The sequence below is a fragment of the Chryseolinea lacunae genome (assembly GCF_016735595.1).
GTDB lineage: Bacteria > Bacteroidota > Bacteroidia > Cytophagales > Cyclobacteriaceae > Chryseolinea > Chryseolinea lacunae.
Genome location: NZ_JAERRB010000007.1, coordinates 130,767 through 147,886 on the forward strand (window position 1 = coordinate 130,767; position 17,120 = coordinate 147,886).

Below are 17,120 nucleotides of genomic sequence, written 5' to 3' on the forward strand. Positions count from 1 at the left end.
GCTATAAACAGGAGACCCCTGCCGGGGTCGGTGGGGAACAATTGAATGGTTCAGGCCCACGTCAGGCGATGGTGGTTGTAGCTTGCTTTGTATTTTTTCCACGGATGATGTGGGAGAGTACCGGGGTTGGTGAGGAACAATTCCAACATCATTCCACAAAACAAACCGAATCGATGACACACTTCTTATAACATCGTACTCAACTCTCTAGTGGAATCATTCATAATTTTCTTCTAACATCGTTCACACACTTCTTATAACATCGTACCTCACGATAAGCCGAATAGTTCATACACTTCTTCTAACATCGTTACCACACTTCTTCTAACATCGTACTCACACATCTTATAAGATCAGACCTTCATTTCTCCATAACAAAATCCCTCCATTTCCCGGGCAGAAATGGCTGCCCTCTGTTATAACAAAGTTTCGCGCTTTCTCTACGAGCACATTCAAAATGCCTGTTTTTACCCCCGCCGACCGCATATTTTATGTTTGCGACTCAATACATTGCCGACGCGTTCTGTTTGCGCAACGGCTCGTTTCCGGACCGGAAGACCGCAGGCAAGGTGATAGCCCGAATTAAACGGACATCCATACCTGGCAACCTTCGCAAATCCTGCCTTGCCAACGTCCGGAGCGCGGCGGTGAGAATGCATTTTTGTATGAAAAACCGTCGAAAAATGCATGTTTAACGTGCTCCTTACTCTACTGAAAATCAAACACTTAAAACTTTTAAAGCGAGATTTGGCTTTGCCCTCCCGATTTATGCCCGGCACTTTATCTCAAATTCTTATTTTCGCAAAATAATCCTGTTTGAAAGCCCCCTTAACCATAAAAGATCTCGTGAACCTGCTCTACCAGAGCCGGGAAATCATTGAGATGCTTTTTGGGAATAAGGACTCCATCAACAAGTCGGAAATCCTGGCCCGCGAGGACATGACCGACGAACGGCTTGAGAAACTCGTGATGTATGAGATCATCCACGAGAACGACAACATCATCGGGCTCGACGACCGCATCCTCACCTTCATTGAAGAGTTCCTGGAGATTGGCGAGGTGACCACCAGCTTCATCAACGACAACATCCAGGCGTTGAATGAAAACCTGCGCTACTACCGCATCGACAGCAACCCGAAGTTCCTGCGCAATATCAAGCGGTCGCTCAAAAAAATCAACTCCACCACCTCGCGCGAGGTGATGAAGCTGCACAAAAACATCGACGACACTTACAAGAACCAGGACAACTACCTCATCAAATTGCAGGAGTTGGATAAGTATAAGCGCAAGCGCGACGACATCATCAACCTCATCAAAGAGTCGGAGCAGATAGTGTCGGATGCGCAGGGCTTTTTCAACACCATCATCGATCCCGAGCTGAGCTCTATCGTGCTGGACCTGCGCTATGTGCTGGTGCGCAACCGCGACTATCTGAACGAGATCCAGTCGCAGATCATCGACTACATCAACAAGATTCAATACCAGGCGGTCATCTACAAAAAAATACAGCGCCTCAAGGAATTGAAGGACTATGAAGAACTGAAATACAAGACCGACTTTGTGGATGTGGTGGCGGGCACCAAGGCGCTCATGTTCCAGAAACGCAATCCACTGAAGTCGCGGCTGTCGCTCGATTTCCTGCACACCGACCAGGGCTATGCCCTTGCGCGCAAGGTGGCCGTGAAGCTGGACTTGCTCCGGAACAACACACGCAAGCCGGCCGGCAAGATGGCCGCGGGGTTTGACAACGACAACCGCGAGGAGTCTGCCAGCATGAACATTGCCGGGCTGGTGGAGAAGTTTATGCAGAGCGACTCCGACTTGTTTCAGTTTGTGATGCAATACAAGTTTCCCGAGAAGGTAGGGGAGTTGAGCATCGAGAAAAGAATATCGCTCTATGTGGGCATCTCGATCGACTATGATGCCAAACTGAAAATATCGGGCAAGCTGGTCAAGATAGACTATGTGAACGAGAAGAAACAACGCATGAAGATCGGCTATGCGGTGATCAAGCCCGCCAAACAAAAGGCGTTGGCCGAACCCATGCCAGTTGAGCCACCGGCACCGCCCATGGAAGCAACGGCACAACCCGAACCGGTTGTGGTGAAAACAAAAAAAGTGAGAACGCTAACAAAATGAAAAGGCCAAGCGCATGAACGTTCCCAAACAGACACCTGAAATCTTTGCCATCCTGAGCCGTGGAAACTTCATTAGTTCCAATGGCAGCAAGGGCAAGTTGTTTGACGTGATCAGCTATGAAGAAAACTACAGCCTGCTGAAGGAGTTCTTCTCGCACACCGGCTATGTGCTGGAACGCGGGCACAACTATTTCTACTTCAGCCAGCCCGACGAGCAAAACCTGATCATGGAAAAGAAGCTGGAACAATTTTCCTACTACATCGACGTGATGGACTTCTTTTCGTCGATGGACACGAAGCCCAGCGTGGGCACACGCTACCGGGTGACGCAGATTGCCGAAGAGTGTTTTTCGAACGAACGCCTGAAGATGAAACTGCTGAGCCTGTCGCGCCGCGAGAAGATGGTAGACAAGGTGGCCGAGATTGCCGGAACACTCACACAAGCCGGATTTTTTGAACAAGAGGACGAAGATACCTACAAGGTGATGGATGCCATTCATTACCTCGAAGAAGTGATCTCGCTCATAACGATTGAAGAGGATGGAGAACAGAAGAATCCTTAACCGGATCATTTTTATCAACATAGCGAACACGGACTACAGCGCAGTAGAAATTGCGGGCAACACGTGCTTTGTGGGAACCAACAACATGGGCAAAACCACGCTGCAACGGGCCATTCTTTTTTTCTACAGCGCCAACACGCGCGGCCTGGGCATCTCGTCGTCGCAGAAGTCTTTTGAAGATTATTATTTTCAATTCCCAAACTCCTACATCATCTATGAAATTGCCACCGAAGAAGGCCTCTTTCATGTGATGGTGTATCGCAACAACAAACTGTTCTACCGGTTTGTGGAAAGCGAGTTTGTGCAGGAGCACTACATCTCCGAAAGCGAAGCGCTGGTGCCCAAGGCCGTGCTGGGAAAATTTAATGAAAACAAAGTACTCTATAGCGACCAGGTAGAAACCTTTGAGCGCTATCGCAACATCATCTACGGCGCCGACCCCGACAAGAAATACAAGAAGTTCGGGTTGATGAAGGGCAACGCCAACTACCACAACATTCCGCTGGCCATCACGTCTATCTTTCTCAGCTCGGAGTCGGTTATCAAGGCTGAGTTTGTAAAAGAATGTATTGCCAACTCTATCAGCTCGAAGCACACCACCATCGAGCTGAAGACCATCGAGCGGCAGCTGCGCCAGTTCACGGAGCGTTATCACGACATCGAGACCTTCTTCCGAAAGGAGAACGCACAGCGCAGCGACCTGATCCGCGACAACTTTGCACACATCCAGCAACTGAAAATAAAACAACGTGTGCTGGCCGGCGAGCTTGGCGGTGCGTTGAAATATGCCGCCCTGCAGAAGGAAACCATCAGCGTGCAGGTGCACGAGAAAACAGAACTGATTGCGCGATTGGAAGCCGAGTTTCGCGAAAAGGACGAACAGCACCGCGAACGCAACAAGGAGTCGAACCAGGAAATCGGCGCACTGAAATCGAAGCTCAAAGAAGCCGACAAGAAACTGGCCGACTACGAAGACAAAGGCATTGTGGACCTTTTGCGCGAAGCCGAAGAGAAACCACAACTGCAAATCGAACTGCAGGCCCGCGAACATGAGTATGCCACCCTCACCGCCGGCTTCAGCGATGTGGAGCAGCAATTCAAAACCCTGTTCGACGCCCTCGAAAACGAACGCAAGGAGTTTGAGCACATGCTTAGCACGCAAGGCCTTCAGCTCGACAAGAAATATCACGACGACAAGAACCAACTGCGCGATGCCTATCGCAAGGAAGAAAGTGAGCTAAAGGAAAGTCACGCCGCAAATGCCGAACGCTTCCGACAGCTGAAGACAACGCATGAGCTGGAATTGAAAGACGCCGAATTCAAGGAACGCGAGCTGCGCACACGCAAATATTTTGCCCAGGAGGTGAAGCTGCTCAATGGCCACCTCGAAGACATTCGCGTGCGCAAAAGCGACCGTACCTCAGCCCTTGCCGTGAAGAACAACACCATCGATTCGCTGAAGAAAGAAGGCGACCACATCCGCGAGAAGAACCGGATCACGTCTGAGCAATATATCGAGAAGAACAAACAGGAGGTGGTGAGCCTCGAAGCCCAGATCGCCGTGATTGACGAGAAGCTTGCCGTTCACCAGCATGCGTTCTTTGGTTATCTGCAAGAGCATTACCCCAACTGGTATGAAACCATTGGCAAGGTCTGCAACGAAGAAATCCTGTTCAACAAAGAACTCAATCCCAAACAACTGAAGAAGGGCATCGAGTCGTTGTATGGCATTCAGCTCGACCTCTCGAATGTGAAGGTCTATTCGAAAACACTGGAAGAATATGAGCTTGAGCGCAGCGGCTATCGCGACCGCATTGCCGTGTTGAACCAGGCCTTCCTCGACTTCCGCGAAGAACAAGCCCGCGACGAGCAAGCCAAGCTCGCTTCTATAGGCAAGAAGACCGCGCACCTCAAGAACGAGATCATGCAGCTGGACTATGAAGCAAACCAGGACGAACAGAAAGAAAAACAATACGGCCTCGACCTGCACGACTGGAACCGGAAGGCCGAAGCACAACGCGAGAAAGATCTAATTGAAGTCTATACCGCGCAGGAAACCCTGAAGAAGGAAATGGCCACCGTGAAGCAAACGCTTGACGAACTGCAGGCCGTGCTGAAGAAGGAGCTGTCTAAACTCGACGAGACGTTCAACGACAAACTGGCCAAGCTCACCAAAACCTTTAGCAAGGAAGCCGAAAAGATCACCTCACAAAAGGAAGACCGGCTGGCCGACTTTGAAGAACGCAAGGGCAAGTGGCAAAAGGAAAAGTCGACCGTGCTGAAAAAGAAAGGCATCGACGACACGCGCATCAAAAAGCTGAAGAAAGAAATCGAAGATATCAGGGCCGCATTGCAAAACCTGGAGAAGAACGCCGAACTGCTGAACGACTATCGCAAAGACAAACGCGAACTGTTCGACAAAGTGGGGGAGTTCAAGCACGAGAAAGAAAAGCTGGAAGAGCGCATCCGGCAAACCGACAACGAGTTTTCGCACGAGAAAGAAGCCTACACCAAACGCAAAAAGCAACTCGACAACGAGAGCCGCGACCTTTCGGGCTCTCTGAAAAACTTTGTGGACGGCATCCACCATTTCGAGCAGCACTTCATGGGGCGTACGCTCTACGACCGCTTGCGTCACCTCATTGAACCTGCACCCGCGGAGCACGCCGAAGCCGGCATCATTGGTCTATGCTCGCAGTTGCTGGCCAACGACACGGAGTTTCACAACCAGTTCGAAAAGTTCAGAGACAACATCAGCGAATTTGCCGGACGTTTCCGTCCCGACAATCACCTCAACTTCAAGATTGGCGGCACAGGAGGGGAGGCGGAATACGAACGTTTTGCGGCCTACCTCCAGGAGTTCTATACCGAAAACAAAATCCAGATCTCTATTGCCGAAGTGGCCAAAAGCCACGGCATGCTCATCGACGCCATCTCCAGCAAAATGAAAGCGCTGACGGAACACAAGGGCCGCATCAACAAAATGATCGGCAAGATGGAAGCCGACTTCAGCAAAGCCTCGTTCGAAGATTCGAAGCTCATTGAATACATCAAGCTGAAATCGGAAGACAGCGAAAACAAAGTGCTGCGCAAGCTGCAACGCATCACCGAGTTCAGAGAACAGAACCCGTTCCTCTACGGCGAAGCCAACCTCTTCAACACCAACAACAAGGCCAAGAGCGAAATCGACAAACGTTCGGTGGAGCTATTGGGCGATCTGCAACGCACCATCAACGAAGAGAAACACGAAGAGATTCGCGTACAGGACCTGTTCGAGCTGCGCTTCCGCATCAAGGAAGGCAAGAACGACACAGGCTGGATCGAGAAGATCGACAAAGTAGGCTCCACCGGAACCGACATGCTGGTGAAGGCCGTGATCTACATCACCCTGCTGAACGTGTTCATCAAAGAATCGACCGAGAAGACGGCGCGCAACTTCAGCGTGCATTGCATCATCGACGAGGTGGGCCAGATTTCGGCACCTTACCTGAAGGAGCTCATCAACTTTGCGGAAGAGCGCAACATCTGCCTCATCAACGGTTTGCCCAACGAGAGCAAGTTGGAGACGCATTATAACTACACCTATAAGTTCCGGAAGGATTCGAATGGCTATGTGAAGGTGGTGCCTTTGTTGACGATGACGATTGAGCCGTGATGAAGATAAACTCCCGCTTCGCAAAGTTACTGCTCGTGTTGCACGATGGACATGTCGTGAACCGTGGGGAATTTTCAGGAAGTGCGCTAGAACATTTGATTAGATTTATTAACGATGGGATACTTGAAGAGTTACCCGCGGGCGCTCAACGACGCAAAGTACGTTGCCCCGATGCCGTCAACCTGATTCGTTATCTTCAACATAAATACGACATACCCTCCCTGTCGGAGTACATTGCATTCCAGGAAAAGGAAACCGTAGAGCGCAGTGAGTCCGTAAAAGCAGCATCTGATTCAAAGAACAGGAAGACCAGAGTGTTCAAAGGCTTTCTTATCAATGCGTATGAGGAAATACCCTATGAATTGAACGGTGAACGTTTAGTGCTGAAGCATCAGCCTGGAATTTTCTCCTTTGTGCACGACTTTGAAACGTTTCGAATACCTCCAGACGTTCGGGTGGTGGGAGTGGAGAATCATGAGAACTTCAAGTATATTGAACGTCAGCGTCATTTATTTGAGGGCATGCGCCCCCTGTTTGTGTGGCGTTTTCTGAATAGCAATTCCATTGCTGAATGGCTGAGAGGAGTTTCAAACCAATATCTCCATTTTGGAGATTACGACCCGAAGGGACTGAGCATTTACATTTCTGAATTCAGAGACAAAATTGGCAGTGATCGGTGTGATTTTCTGGTTCCGAATCAACTCGAATCATTGTTTCAAAACAACGGCACAAGCCAGGCATACGACGATCAGCTACAATTTCTACCCAAGCTCCGCCAGGAGAATTGTCCTGCAATACAAAGCGTTGTGAAACTAATCGACAAGTATAAAAAAGGTGTAGCGCAGGAGATTTATATTGATCAAGGATATTGACACTTGAAACTCTGTCAGTCCCTTCTCACTTGCCCTTCAGCTTAAATGTTGACATCGCGGCAGGCCACCACGTCATAACGATCTCACCCACCAGCAATGGCACAAACGAAAAGAAGTATTCGTTCACCGTTCTCCTGAACATGGGGTCTTCGAGCGTGCCGAAGAAGAAATCTAAAGACAGGATATCGTCGATGCGGACTGCCACGAATGAAAGCACACAGATATAACTCCGGGTCATGAACTGCCGATGGGCTTTGAGGTTGTGGGCTTTGATGGCCTTCCACGCAAACGCCGTGGAGATCAGCACCAGCACCGCGAGTATGAACAACGACACCCGGCAAGGTTCACAAAAGCTGAGGAGCGACAGCCTCAGTGCAGACAGTCCGATCAGCAACACACCCGCCATATAGAGCTTGCCCGCCAGCCGGTGCAAAGACAGAAACCGGTTTCGTAACCACGGCCAGAACTGCATGGGCCCCAGCAACAACGCAAACGTGCCACCAACAAGATGCATCACCACCCAAGCCTGGTTGTGAAAAAGTGAATCACCAAAAATCCTGCTACGAAAGCCGCGAAGGTAGACCAGCACGTTGGTGTAGTAAAACCACAGCGACAGCGCGATGATGGCAAGCCACGCTGTGAATAGCAACAGCATGCGGAGCAAACTTTGCCGCGACGCGTTTGAGGTGGGCTCGCCCGGGGAAGAATAGGCCATGGCCTTACACCAGTTTCTCGTTGATGGCTTTAGACACGGCTTCGGTCTGCGAGTGTACCTGGAGTTTCTCGTAGATCTTCTTTATGTGCGTGCGCACCGTGTCGATGCTGATGTCGAACTCGGAAGCGATGAGTTTATAGCTGTTGCCTTTGCTGAGTGAGGTCAGGATTTCTCTTTCGCGCGACGTGAGCTGGTAAGGATTTTCGATCACCGTTTTGTGTTGCATGGACGCCAGCACCATGCGGGCAATGCTGGGCGACATGGGGGCGCCGCCGTCGAGCACATCGCGGATGGCATCGAACAGTTTCAGGGAGATGTGTTTCTTGAGCAGGTAGCCCGATGCGCCGGCGCGAAGGGCTTCAAACACCCGGCCGTTGTCGTCGAACACGGTGAGCATGATGATGGGCACGGTGGCGTTGAACTTCCGGATCACCTGCAACGCCTGGATGCCGTTGAGTCCGGGCATATCGATGTCCATGAGGATAATGTCGGGCTTCAGGGTTTTCACCTGCTGCTCTACGTTGAGCACATTCTCAAATGCCGAAGCCAGACTGAAGGAGTCGCTTCGCCTGATCATGTTGCCCACACTTTCGCGCAGCAAGTCGTTGTCCTCAAAAATGAGCACCGATGATTTCATAACATCCTGATCAATTGGGTAAATGTGATTATTTCTCATGGCTGTGGAAATACCCCGATCATGTGATGGGGAGGGAGAGTTGCACTTCTGTTCCCTGGGCAGACGAGGCCAAAGCCAGCGTTCCGCGAAGGAAGCGAGCCCTTTCCTGCATGTTGCGCAGACCGTTGCCCGACGTGGCGCCGGTGGTGTCGAAGCCTTTGCCGTTGTCGGTAATGGTGAGCTGAACGGCGTGGCCTTTCTTTGAAAACGCAATCCGGATGTGACTTGCGGCGCTGTATTTGGCCGCGTTGTTCACGGCTTCCTTGAAAATAAGAAATACATTCTTGCGAACGGCCGCGTCCATGGCGAACCCTTGAAGGGCATCTTCTCCTGTGAACGAATATTCAATCTCCAGCGGGTCCAGTATTTCGGAGGCAAACTCTTTCATCTTGCTCACCACCTGTTCGAGCGTGTCGTTGTTGGGATTGATCGACCACACAATGTCAGACATGCTTTCCATCATGGTCGACGAATGTTGCGCGATGCGTTGAAACAGGGGAGCGCTGCCATTGGCATCCTGCAGAGCCAGCTGGCTGATGATGTTAATACTCGACAGTGTTGAGCCGATGTCGTCGTGCAGGTCGCGGGCAATGGCGTTTCGCATGCGTTCCATTTCCACCAGCCGTTTTGTGCGGCTCTTCACGCGGTAGCGATTCACCAGCAAGGCACTGATGATAATCACCGAAACCAACACCACAAAAATGATGACGACGTTGGCCCTTTGTCGGCTTGCCTCCAGGCGATGCAACTCCTGGTCTTTCTTGAGGAGGGCGATTTCCTTTTCCTTCTTCTCGCTTTCAAACTGCTCTTCCAACTGCTTCATCTGCAGCAGCACATTTTTTCCCTGCACGCTGTCTTCCAACAAATGGAATTTCAGAAGATACTGGTAGGCCTTGTCGTATTGCTTGCTCAGGGAATAGAACTCGCCAAGCTGGCTATACGCTTCCGACTGGGCTTTGCGGTCGCCCGAAAGCATCACGGTGTTGAGGCTGTTCAGCAGCGATTGCTCGTCGGTCTTTTCTTTTTTCTCCAGCAGGTCCAGTCCCAGCAGTTCGGATTTCACCTGGGCTGTGATGGTGCTGTCGCCGGTTCGTTGCACCAGCTTCAGGCCGCTCATGAGTGTGGCGCGGGCTTCCTTCAAATTGCCGGTGGTTTTAAAGAACAATCCCTTCTGAAACAGGCCTCTAACCTCTTCGCCCGGCAATTGCATTTGCTGTGCCAGTTGAATGGAGCGGTTATAGTAGCTTTCGGCCACGGCATATTGTTTCAGTTCCGTATAGATATCGCCCAGCGCCATCAGTGTTGGAATGGACCCACGTTTGTCTTCGAGCGCTATTTTCATTTTTAATGAACGCTCAAAATATTCCTGCGCGCGGTTCATCTGCTTTAGGGAATAGAAATCCCTTCCCAGGCTGTTCAGGCAGAAAGATTGACCACGCTTGTTTTGAAGTTTCTCGAAGAGGCTCAACGATTGCAAGTGATAGTGCACCGCGCTCTTAAAATCGCCAAGGTTGTTGTAGGCGTTGCCAATATTGAGGAACAGACCGGCACGGTTTTCATTTTCGGCTGTGAGCAGCTTCAGGTTGCTGAGCAGATAGGGGATTGCTTTTTTATACTGTCCCTGATTCTTGTAGTAAAGCCCTGCCGTGGTGTTGAACTGCGTCAGCACTTTGGTGTAGGTTGGATTATCCTGAGTCACTTTTTCCAGCTTGGAAAACCAGGTGTTGGCGCTGTCGGGGAAGCCCAGGTTTTGGTTGGTGGTTACGAGGTAGGAGTAGGCTGAACTTATGCCATAAACACTTTGGCGGGTCTTTGACAGCTGAAGGGCTTCGCGGGCATAAGCCTTGGCCTGCTGCAAATCCCGTCGCATAAATTCGTTTGTCAGGTCCAGGAGGGCCTCCATCTCAAGGCTGTCGTGTCGCTGCAAGGCCACCACGCGTTGCAAACTGTCGATGACGTGACTTTGTGCGACAGCTGTCATGGCAGAAGCCACGAGCAAGACTATGGAAATACTTTTTTTCAGAGGGAGGGTCGTTTAGACTAATATCCTAATCTTTTGACTCCTGAGCAAGTTTAGGATGGGCATTCCTTACTTTAAATAACTAAATGTATTAGTTTTGTAAACTAATTAAATTAGTTTATTACTTTTGAGCCTCACTCACCTCAAGCTCATGGTACCCCTAAATAAAGCTGATGCCTTTGCCGCGTTGCAAATGGATATTCTGCGGCTGCAGGGATTTAAATCCTCTAAAGGCAGCGCTGTCGATGTCGGGCTTGGGCCTATCCTGCACGCTTTTCCCAAGGCCACATTCCCGGTGGGTGCGGTTCACGAATTTCTGGCTTCGCAGTGTGAAGAGGCAGCGGCCACCAGCGGCTTTGTGGCTGGACTTCTGTCAGCACTTATGGGGCCCTTTGGCACCGCGCTTTGGATCAGTGCCTCGCGAACACTTTTCCCACCGGCTTTGAAAACTTTTGGTATACAGCCCGATCGCTTTGTGTTTGTGGATTTGCAAAAAGAAAAGGATGTGTTGTGGGCCATGGACGAAGCTTTGAAATGCGGCGCATTAACAGCCGTGGTGGGAGAGGTCCATGACATTAGTTTCAAAGCTTCTCGACGTTTGCAATTGGCCGTGGAGCAAAGTCAGGTCACGGGATTTGTTTTGCGCAACAATGCCCGGAAGCCCGGCACCACCGCCTGCGTTTCGCGATGGCAGATCACACCCCTGCCGAGCGACCCGGTAGACGATTTGCCCGGTGTGGGCTTTCCACAATGGAAGGTTGAGTTGTTAAGAATCCGAAATGGCAAGCCGGGTGTGTGGGATCTTCAATGGACCAACGGAAGATTTCAGCAGGTCTACAAACCGCATTCTGTTTCGCACGAACAATCGAAGAAAGTCGGATGACATGGCAAAACGTTTTGTATCCATATGGTTCCGGCACCTCACCACAGACTGGTTCACCATCGGCCAGCCGCACCTGAAGAAACTGCCTTTTGTGTTGAGAGCAAACTCCCGTGGCCGCATGGTCATCACAGCGGCCAATGCCGAAGCCGAAAGCAAAGGCATTCGTAGCGGCATGGTGCTTGCCGATGCCCGCGCCATTATTACTACGCTAGAGGTGCAGGATGATAAGCCGGATCTTATAGAAAGACTATTGAAGCGACTTGCGGAATGGTGCATTCGTTTCACACCGTTTGTCGCGATAGATCCGCCCGATGGTTTGCTGTTTGACGTCACCGGTTGTCCGCATCTTTGGGGTGGTGATGTGCCGTATCTGGAAGAGATTGTTAAAAAACTGAGCGGCCGCGGATACGATGTTCGTGCTGCCATGGCCGACACCGTGGGCACAGCCTGGGCCGTTGCGCGTTTTGGGCGTGCACCCCTTGTGGTTGCCAAAGGCCAGCATATTGAAGCGTTGCTTCCATTGCCTCCGGAAAGTCTGCGCCTGGAAGTGGATGCCGTGGAGCGTTTGCACAAACTGGGGCTTCATCGCATCGGCCAGTTCATCAACATGCCACGCGCCTCACTGCGCCGCCGCTTCGGTCCGCATTTCATTCTCCGCCTGGACATGGCGTTGGGTCAGGCCGAAGAAATGATCGAGCCCGTACAACCCATAGTGCCCTATCAGGAACGACTGCCGTGTATGGAACCTATTGTGACTGGCCCAGGCATAGAGATCGCTTTGCAGCAGTTGTTGGAAACTTTGTGTCTACGCTTGCGGCAGGAACAGAAAGGACTTCGCACAGCGGTGTTCATGGGCTATCGGGTAGATGGGAAAGTGGAAAAGGTTGATATCGCAACCAATCGTCCCTCGCACAGCGTCCGGCATTTGTTCAAACTGTTCGAGATAAAACTGCCCACCATCGAGCCGGCATTAGGCATCGAGCTGTTTGTGTTGGAAGCTCCGAAGGTGGAAGATCACTTTGCGCAGCAGGAAAAAATGTGGGAAGGATCGGGAGGTCTGGAAGACACGCGCGTGTCGGAACTGATTGATCGGCTGACGGGCAAGCTTGGCATGCACACCATTCGCCGCTATGTGCCCGACGAGCATTACTGGCCGGAGCGTTCGTTCAAACTGGCCACGTCGCTCCACGAGAAGCCAGCCACGCTGTGGCGCGCAGACAAACTCAGGCCGTTGCAACTTCTGTCAACCCCCGAACGCATCGAGGTGACTGCGCCCATCCCAGACTATCCGCCCATGCTGTTTCGCCATAACGGAAAGATACACAAGATTGTGAAAGCCGATGGCCCCGAGCGCATAGAGCAGGAGTGGTGGCTTCAGCAAGGACAGCATCGCGACTACTACCGCGTGGAAGATGAAGCGGGCCATCGCTACTGGTTGTTCCGCCTGGGACACTATGACGACAAAACGTATCAATGGTTCATCCACGGATTTTTTGCATAACAGGAGGGAAGCATGCGCTACACAGAACTACAGGTCACTACAAACTTCAGCTTCCTCAGAGGAGCATCTCATCCCGAAGAAATGGTTGAGCAGGCAGCGATCTTTGGCTACGATGCCATCGCCATAACCGACCGCAACACTTTTGCCGGCATTGTTCGCGGACATGTTGCCGCCAAAAAGAAGGGGATGCGAATCATTCCGTCGTGCAGGCTCGATTTGCTGGATGGTCCCAGTTTGTTGGCATATCCCACCGACATTTATGCCTATGCACAGCTGTCGGCGTTGCTCTCCACCGGCAACCTTCGTGCAGAGAAAGGAGAATGTCATCTCTTTAAGGAAGATGTATACAATCATGCGAAAGGGCTGAAGTTTGTTGCGTTGCCACCTTCTTCACTGAACGATGTATTTGATTTTGATGATGATTTCAAGAAAACCTTGCGCGAATATCGTGAGGCATTCGGAGAACATCTTTACATCGCAGCCTCGCGAACCTATGGAGGCGACGACGGCAAGCAGTTGCATCGCATTGCACAACTGGCCACAACACTTCACATGCCGATGGTGGCCACCAACGATGTTCACTATCATCACCCTGCACGTCGCGAGCTGCAGGATGTGGTCACGTGTGTGCGCGAGAAGTGCACGATCCATAACGCCGGGTTCCGACTGCATCCCAATGCCGAACGTTATCTGAAACCCATCGTCGAAATGGAGCGATTGTTCCGGCACTATCCCGATGCCATCCGCCAAACCCAGGTCATTGCCGAAGCCTGTTGCTTTTCACTTGATCAATTGAAATATCAATACCCGAAGGAAGTAACCACGCAGGGACGCTCGCCCCAGGAAGAACTTACCTTTCTCGCGTGGGACGGAGCGAAGAAAATTTTTGGTGATCACATCCCGGAGAAAATCAGGAAATCGATTGTCTACGAATTGAACTTCATGCAGGAAATGAATTATGCGGAATATTTCCTCACGGTATACGACATTGTGCGGTATGCACGCGAAAAGAAAATACTGTGTCAGGGGAGAGGCTCGGCGGCAAACTCAACGGTGTGCTATTGCCTTGGCATCACATCCGTAGACCCCTCCAAGTTTGATCTGTTGTTTGAGCGTTTCATTTCCTCGGCACGCAACGAACCACCCGACATCGATGTTGACTTCGAGCACGAGCGGCGCGAAGAAGTGATTCAATATATTTATCAAAAGTATGGACGCAATCGTGCCGCGATCGTTGCCACCGTCACACAACAACATCACAAAGGTGCCATCCGCGATGTGGGCAAAGCCATGGGCTTGTCGGTCGACACCATCAACCGGCTGTCGGGCCTCATCTGGGATTTTGCCGACGAAGGTTTTGATCGGTCACGCATCGCCAGCCAGGGACTAAACCCTGACGATCCAAATCTTTTGAAGGTGCTGAACCTCACATCGCAGTTCATGGGGTTCCCTCGTCAGCTTGGCCAGCACACGGGTGGCTTCGTGATCACACAAGGTGAACTGTCGGACCTTTGCCCGATCATGAATGCGCGCATGGAAAACCGCACCTGCATTGAGTGGAACAAAGACGACATCGAAGCCCTGGGCTTCCTCAAAATAGACGTGCTGGCTCTGGGAATGCTCACCTGCATCCGCAAAGCCTTCGACCTGGCGAAGAACCACTATGGAAAAGAACTCACCCTCGCCAACATTCCCCAGGACGACCCGGCCGTGTATGAAATGGTGAGCCATGCCGACACCATCGGCGTGTTCCAGATTGAAAGCCGCGCCCAGCAATCGATGCTGCCAAGGCTGCGACCAAACTCTTTTTATGACCTGGTGATTGAAGTCGCCATCGTGCGTCCTGGCCCTATACAAGGCGACATGGTGCATCCTTATTTGCGGCGGCGGAATGGTGAAGAGCGTGCAGAATATCCATCAAAAGAGCTGGAAGAAATTCTAAAACGTACACTAGGCATTCCATTGTTTCAGGAGCAGGCCATGAAGATCGCCATTGTGGCGGCCGAGTTCACACCCGCCGAAGCGGACGAGCTGCGCCGAAGCATGGCCACCTTCAAATCGAAGGGCATCATGGCGCATTTCGAACACAAGCTAATCAGCGGCATGACCCGCAAAGGCTATAGCGAAGACTATGCGCGTCGTGTGTTCCGGCAGCTGGAAGGATTTGGTAGCTACGGTTTCCCCGAAAGCCATGCGGTGAGCTTTGCGCTTCTGGTCTATGTGTCGTCATGGCTCAAGTGCTACCATCACGATGTGTTTGCGTGCGCGCTGCTGAACAGCCTGCCCATGGGCTTCTATCAACCAGCCCAACTTGTAAGCGACGCTCAAAAGCACGGCGTGGATGTTCGCCCGGTAGACATCAACTATTCAGATTGGAACAACCTGCTGGAAGAAAAGTCAGGTAACCATAACGCGCTTCGGCTAGGCTTTCGCCAGGTGAAAGGACTGCGCGAAGAAGACATGAAGGTGTTGATCGCTGCCCGCAAACAACGCTACACCTCCATCCCCGAACTTCGCGACACAGGATTGTCGGACACGGTTCTGGAAAAACTTGCCGATGCCGATGCCTTCCGTTCGCTCGACCACGACCGGCGTGAAGCCCTGTGGCAAGTGTCCACAAAAGATCGGCCGCAAGCTCTTTTTGCAAACCAACCCGCAAGAGGGGAAGCCGAAGAAAAGATAGCGCTGCCCACCATGACATTATCCGAGCACGTGGTACATGACTATGCCAGCACATCGCTTTCTCTAAAAGCACATCCCGTGAGTTTTGTCCGCCAACAACTGAATCAGCTTCACGTGCTCACCACCGCACAACTCGCCAACGCAAAAGACGGCGACCCCGTGAAGGTTGCCGGTCTCATTTTAGTGCGGCAAAGACCAGGCACAGCCAGTGGCATTTGTTTCATAACACTTGAAGACGAAACCGGCACGGCCAACCTTGTGGTGTTTCAAAAGCTGTTCGATAAATTCCGCAAAGAAATCATCCAGTCGAAACTGCTGATGGTGGAAGGTCAACTGCAGCGCGAAGGCGAGGTGGTGCACGTGATTGTGAAACGCTGTCATAATTATTCGAGGCTGCTGGGCAAGCTCACTACTAATGATGAAGAACTATCGATGCCATTGTCGCGGGCGGATGAGAAGACGACGCCATTTTTGTCGGTGATGAAGGAGCAGGGAGGCGTGCAGAGGAAGATCTTTCCGGAGGGGAGGAATTTCAGGTAGATTGTCGACGGCACGATGAGACAAGGTCCTTCCTGACATAGGGTTGTCATCTCATCAAGGCAACTTTCCACCAACGTCAAGAATCATCCTGAACATGAACACCAACACCTTCTCACTTCGCGACCTTCTGTCAACAGCAATGTTATTGACAAGCCTGGTCACATCTGCACAATCTCAAAACCTAAATACAATGACACAACCCAAGACCTCTACGGCCTCACCGGCAAATTCAAAACCAAGCCCGGCAAGGGAGGCGAGATGGTGGCCATTCTGTTGCAGGCTGCCGAAGGTGTTAAGGCCGCCAAAGGCTGTCACCTCTATGTGGTTTGCCAGGACGCCACCAACCCCGACACGATCTGGGTGTTCGAAACCTGGGACTCGAAAGAAGACCACGACAATTCTCTGAAGCTTCCGGGCACACCCGAAATGATCGCGAAGGCCATGCCCCTCATAGATGGCAAACCGGAAGGCACGCCGCTGGTTGTGGCCGGTGGCCTGGGACTTTTTTAGTCTTTAGTATTTAGTCCTTAGTATTGAGTACTTTGAGTTGGCTCTCTTGTCCATAGTCCTGGGCTATTAAGTACCTTTGAGTTTATCCATAGCCGTGGATATTAACTACAAAGACCAAGGACCGAAAGACCAAGTACTCAATACTAAAGACTAACTACTAAAGACTTATATGCTGATTTCCACGTTTGTGAAATACCTCATCGTTCTGCTGGGCTGGGCTGCTTCGGCCTGGTTTCTGGTGCAGGGTGTGCAAAACAAGGGCGAACGGTCTTTCCTCAAAGCCATTCTCATTTTTGTGGGCACGGCTGCGGCCTTCGTGTTGTATTCCATTATAGAGTTCTACGTGCTCATGCATGTGTAGGGCA

12 protein-coding genes are annotated in these 17,120 nt (G+C 51.3%); 9 read left to right on the forward strand and 3 right to left on the reverse strand.

Annotated features, from left to right (window positions below):
- The first annotated feature begins 816 nt into the window (after nt 1-816).
- Genes JI741_RS20065 through JI741_RS20080 form a run of 4 tightly spaced genes read left to right on the forward strand, consistent with a single transcriptional unit; the run spans nt 817 to nt 7,228 of the window.
- Complete coding sequence (locus JI741_RS20065; RefSeq protein ID WP_202012885.1) at nt 817-2,139, forward strand: hypothetical protein; 1,323 nt, start codon at nt 817-819, stop codon at nt 2,137-2,139.
- Between the two features lie 13 nt (nt 2,140-2,152).
- The gene (locus tag JI741_RS20070) at nt 2,153-2,701 is read left to right on the forward strand and encodes a condensin complex protein MksE (RefSeq protein ID WP_202012886.1); all 549 of its coding nucleotides are present in this window, start codon (nt 2,153-2,155) and stop codon (nt 2,699-2,701) included.
- Nucleotides 2,679-6,356, forward strand: coding sequence for an ATP-binding protein (locus JI741_RS20075; RefSeq protein ID WP_202012887.1), 3,678 nt, complete (start codon nt 2,679-2,681; stop codon nt 6,354-6,356). Before JI741_RS20070 ends, JI741_RS20075 begins: the two co-directional genes overlap by 23 nt.
- Complete coding sequence (locus JI741_RS20080; protein WP_202012888.1) at nt 6,356-7,228, forward strand: DUF7281 domain-containing protein; 873 nt, start codon at nt 6,356-6,358, stop codon at nt 7,226-7,228. The genes JI741_RS20075 and JI741_RS20080 overlap by 1 nt, the downstream gene beginning before the upstream one ends.
- A gap of 25 nt (nt 7,229-7,253) precedes the next feature.
- On the opposite strand, the gene JI741_RS20085 is transcribed toward JI741_RS20080, so the two are convergent.
- The 3 genes from JI741_RS20085 to JI741_RS20095 are packed head-to-tail and all read right to left on the reverse strand — an operon-like array spanning nt 7,254 to nt 10,600.
- Nucleotides 7,254-7,943, reverse strand: a complete 690-nt coding sequence (locus JI741_RS20085; protein WP_202012889.1) for a DUF2306 domain-containing protein — start codon at nt 7,941-7,943, stop codon at nt 7,254-7,256.
- Nucleotides 7,944-7,947: 4 nt separating this feature from the next.
- Complete coding sequence (locus JI741_RS20090) at nt 7,948-8,580, reverse strand: response regulator (protein WP_202012890.1); 633 nt, start codon at nt 8,578-8,580, stop codon at nt 7,948-7,950.
- Nucleotides 8,581-8,638: 58 nt separating this feature from the next.
- On the reverse strand, nt 8,639-10,600 hold the full coding sequence (locus JI741_RS20095) for a tetratricopeptide repeat protein (RefSeq protein WP_202012891.1): 1,962 nt from the start codon (nt 10,598-10,600) through the stop codon (nt 8,639-8,641).
- Nucleotides 10,601-10,790: 190 nt separating this feature from the next.
- Between JI741_RS20095 and JI741_RS20100 the strand changes: the two genes are divergently transcribed.
- The 5 genes from JI741_RS20100 to JI741_RS20120 all read left to right on the forward strand — a co-directional run bounded on the left by JI741_RS20100 (nt 10,791) and on the right by JI741_RS20120 (nt 17,116).
- Nucleotides 10,791-11,522, forward strand: coding sequence for an ImuA family protein (locus JI741_RS20100; RefSeq protein WP_202012892.1), 732 nt, complete (start codon nt 10,791-10,793; stop codon nt 11,520-11,522).
- Nucleotide 11,523: 1 nt separating this feature from the next.
- Nucleotides 11,524-13,023, forward strand: a complete 1,500-nt coding sequence (locus tag JI741_RS20105; RefSeq protein WP_202012893.1) for a Y-family DNA polymerase — start codon at nt 11,524-11,526, stop codon at nt 13,021-13,023.
- Between the two features lie 12 nt (nt 13,024-13,035).
- Nucleotides 13,036-16,245, forward strand: coding sequence for an error-prone DNA polymerase (locus JI741_RS20110; protein ID WP_202012894.1), 3,210 nt, complete (start codon nt 13,036-13,038; stop codon nt 16,243-16,245).
- 171 nt (nt 16,246-16,416) lie between these two features.
- Nucleotides 16,417-16,755 (forward strand): putative quinol monooxygenase, encoded by a 339-nt coding sequence (locus JI741_RS20115; RefSeq protein WP_369411837.1) that lies wholly within the window; start codon nt 16,417-16,419, stop codon nt 16,753-16,755.
- Nucleotides 16,756-16,924: 169 nt separating this feature from the next.
- Nucleotides 16,925-17,116: a hypothetical protein gene (locus JI741_RS20120; RefSeq protein WP_202012896.1), complete on the forward strand. Its 192-nt coding sequence runs from the start codon at nt 16,925-16,927 to the stop codon at nt 17,114-17,116.
- Nucleotides 17,117-17,120 lie beyond the last annotated feature (4 nt).

What these genes read in the sequence shown, in the direction of transcription:
- JI741_RS20090 (WP_202012890.1), bottom strand. Translation starts at nt 8,580, where the DNA reads ATGAAATCATCGGTGCTCATTTTTGAGGACAACGACTTGCTGCGCGAA.
- JI741_RS20105 (WP_202012893.1), top strand. Translation starts at nt 11,524, where the DNA reads ATGGCAAAACGTTTTGTATCCATATGGTTCCGGCACCTCACCACAGAC.
- JI741_RS20080 (WP_202012888.1), top strand. Translation starts at nt 6,356, where the DNA reads ATGAAGATAAACTCCCGCTTCGCAAAGTTACTGCTCGTGTTGCACGAT.
- JI741_RS20095 (WP_202012891.1), bottom strand. Translation starts at nt 10,600, where the DNA reads ATGACAGCTGTCGCACAAAGTCACGTCATCGACAGTTTGCAACGCGTG.
- JI741_RS20085 (WP_202012889.1), bottom strand. Translation starts at nt 7,943, where the DNA reads ATGGCCTATTCTTCCCCGGGCGAGCCCACCTCAAACGCGTCGCGGCAA.
- JI741_RS20070 (WP_202012886.1), top strand. Translation starts at nt 2,153, where the DNA reads ATGAACGTTCCCAAACAGACACCTGAAATCTTTGCCATCCTGAGCCGT.
- JI741_RS20110 (WP_202012894.1), top strand. Translation starts at nt 13,036, where the DNA reads ATGCGCTACACAGAACTACAGGTCACTACAAACTTCAGCTTCCTCAGA.
- JI741_RS20100 (WP_202012892.1), top strand. Translation starts at nt 10,791, where the DNA reads ATGGTACCCCTAAATAAAGCTGATGCCTTTGCCGCGTTGCAAATGGAT.
- JI741_RS20120 (WP_202012896.1), top strand. Translation starts at nt 16,925, where the DNA reads ATGCTGATTTCCACGTTTGTGAAATACCTCATCGTTCTGCTGGGCTGG.
- JI741_RS20075 (WP_202012887.1), top strand. Translation starts at nt 2,679, where the DNA reads ATGGAGAACAGAAGAATCCTTAACCGGATCATTTTTATCAACATAGCG.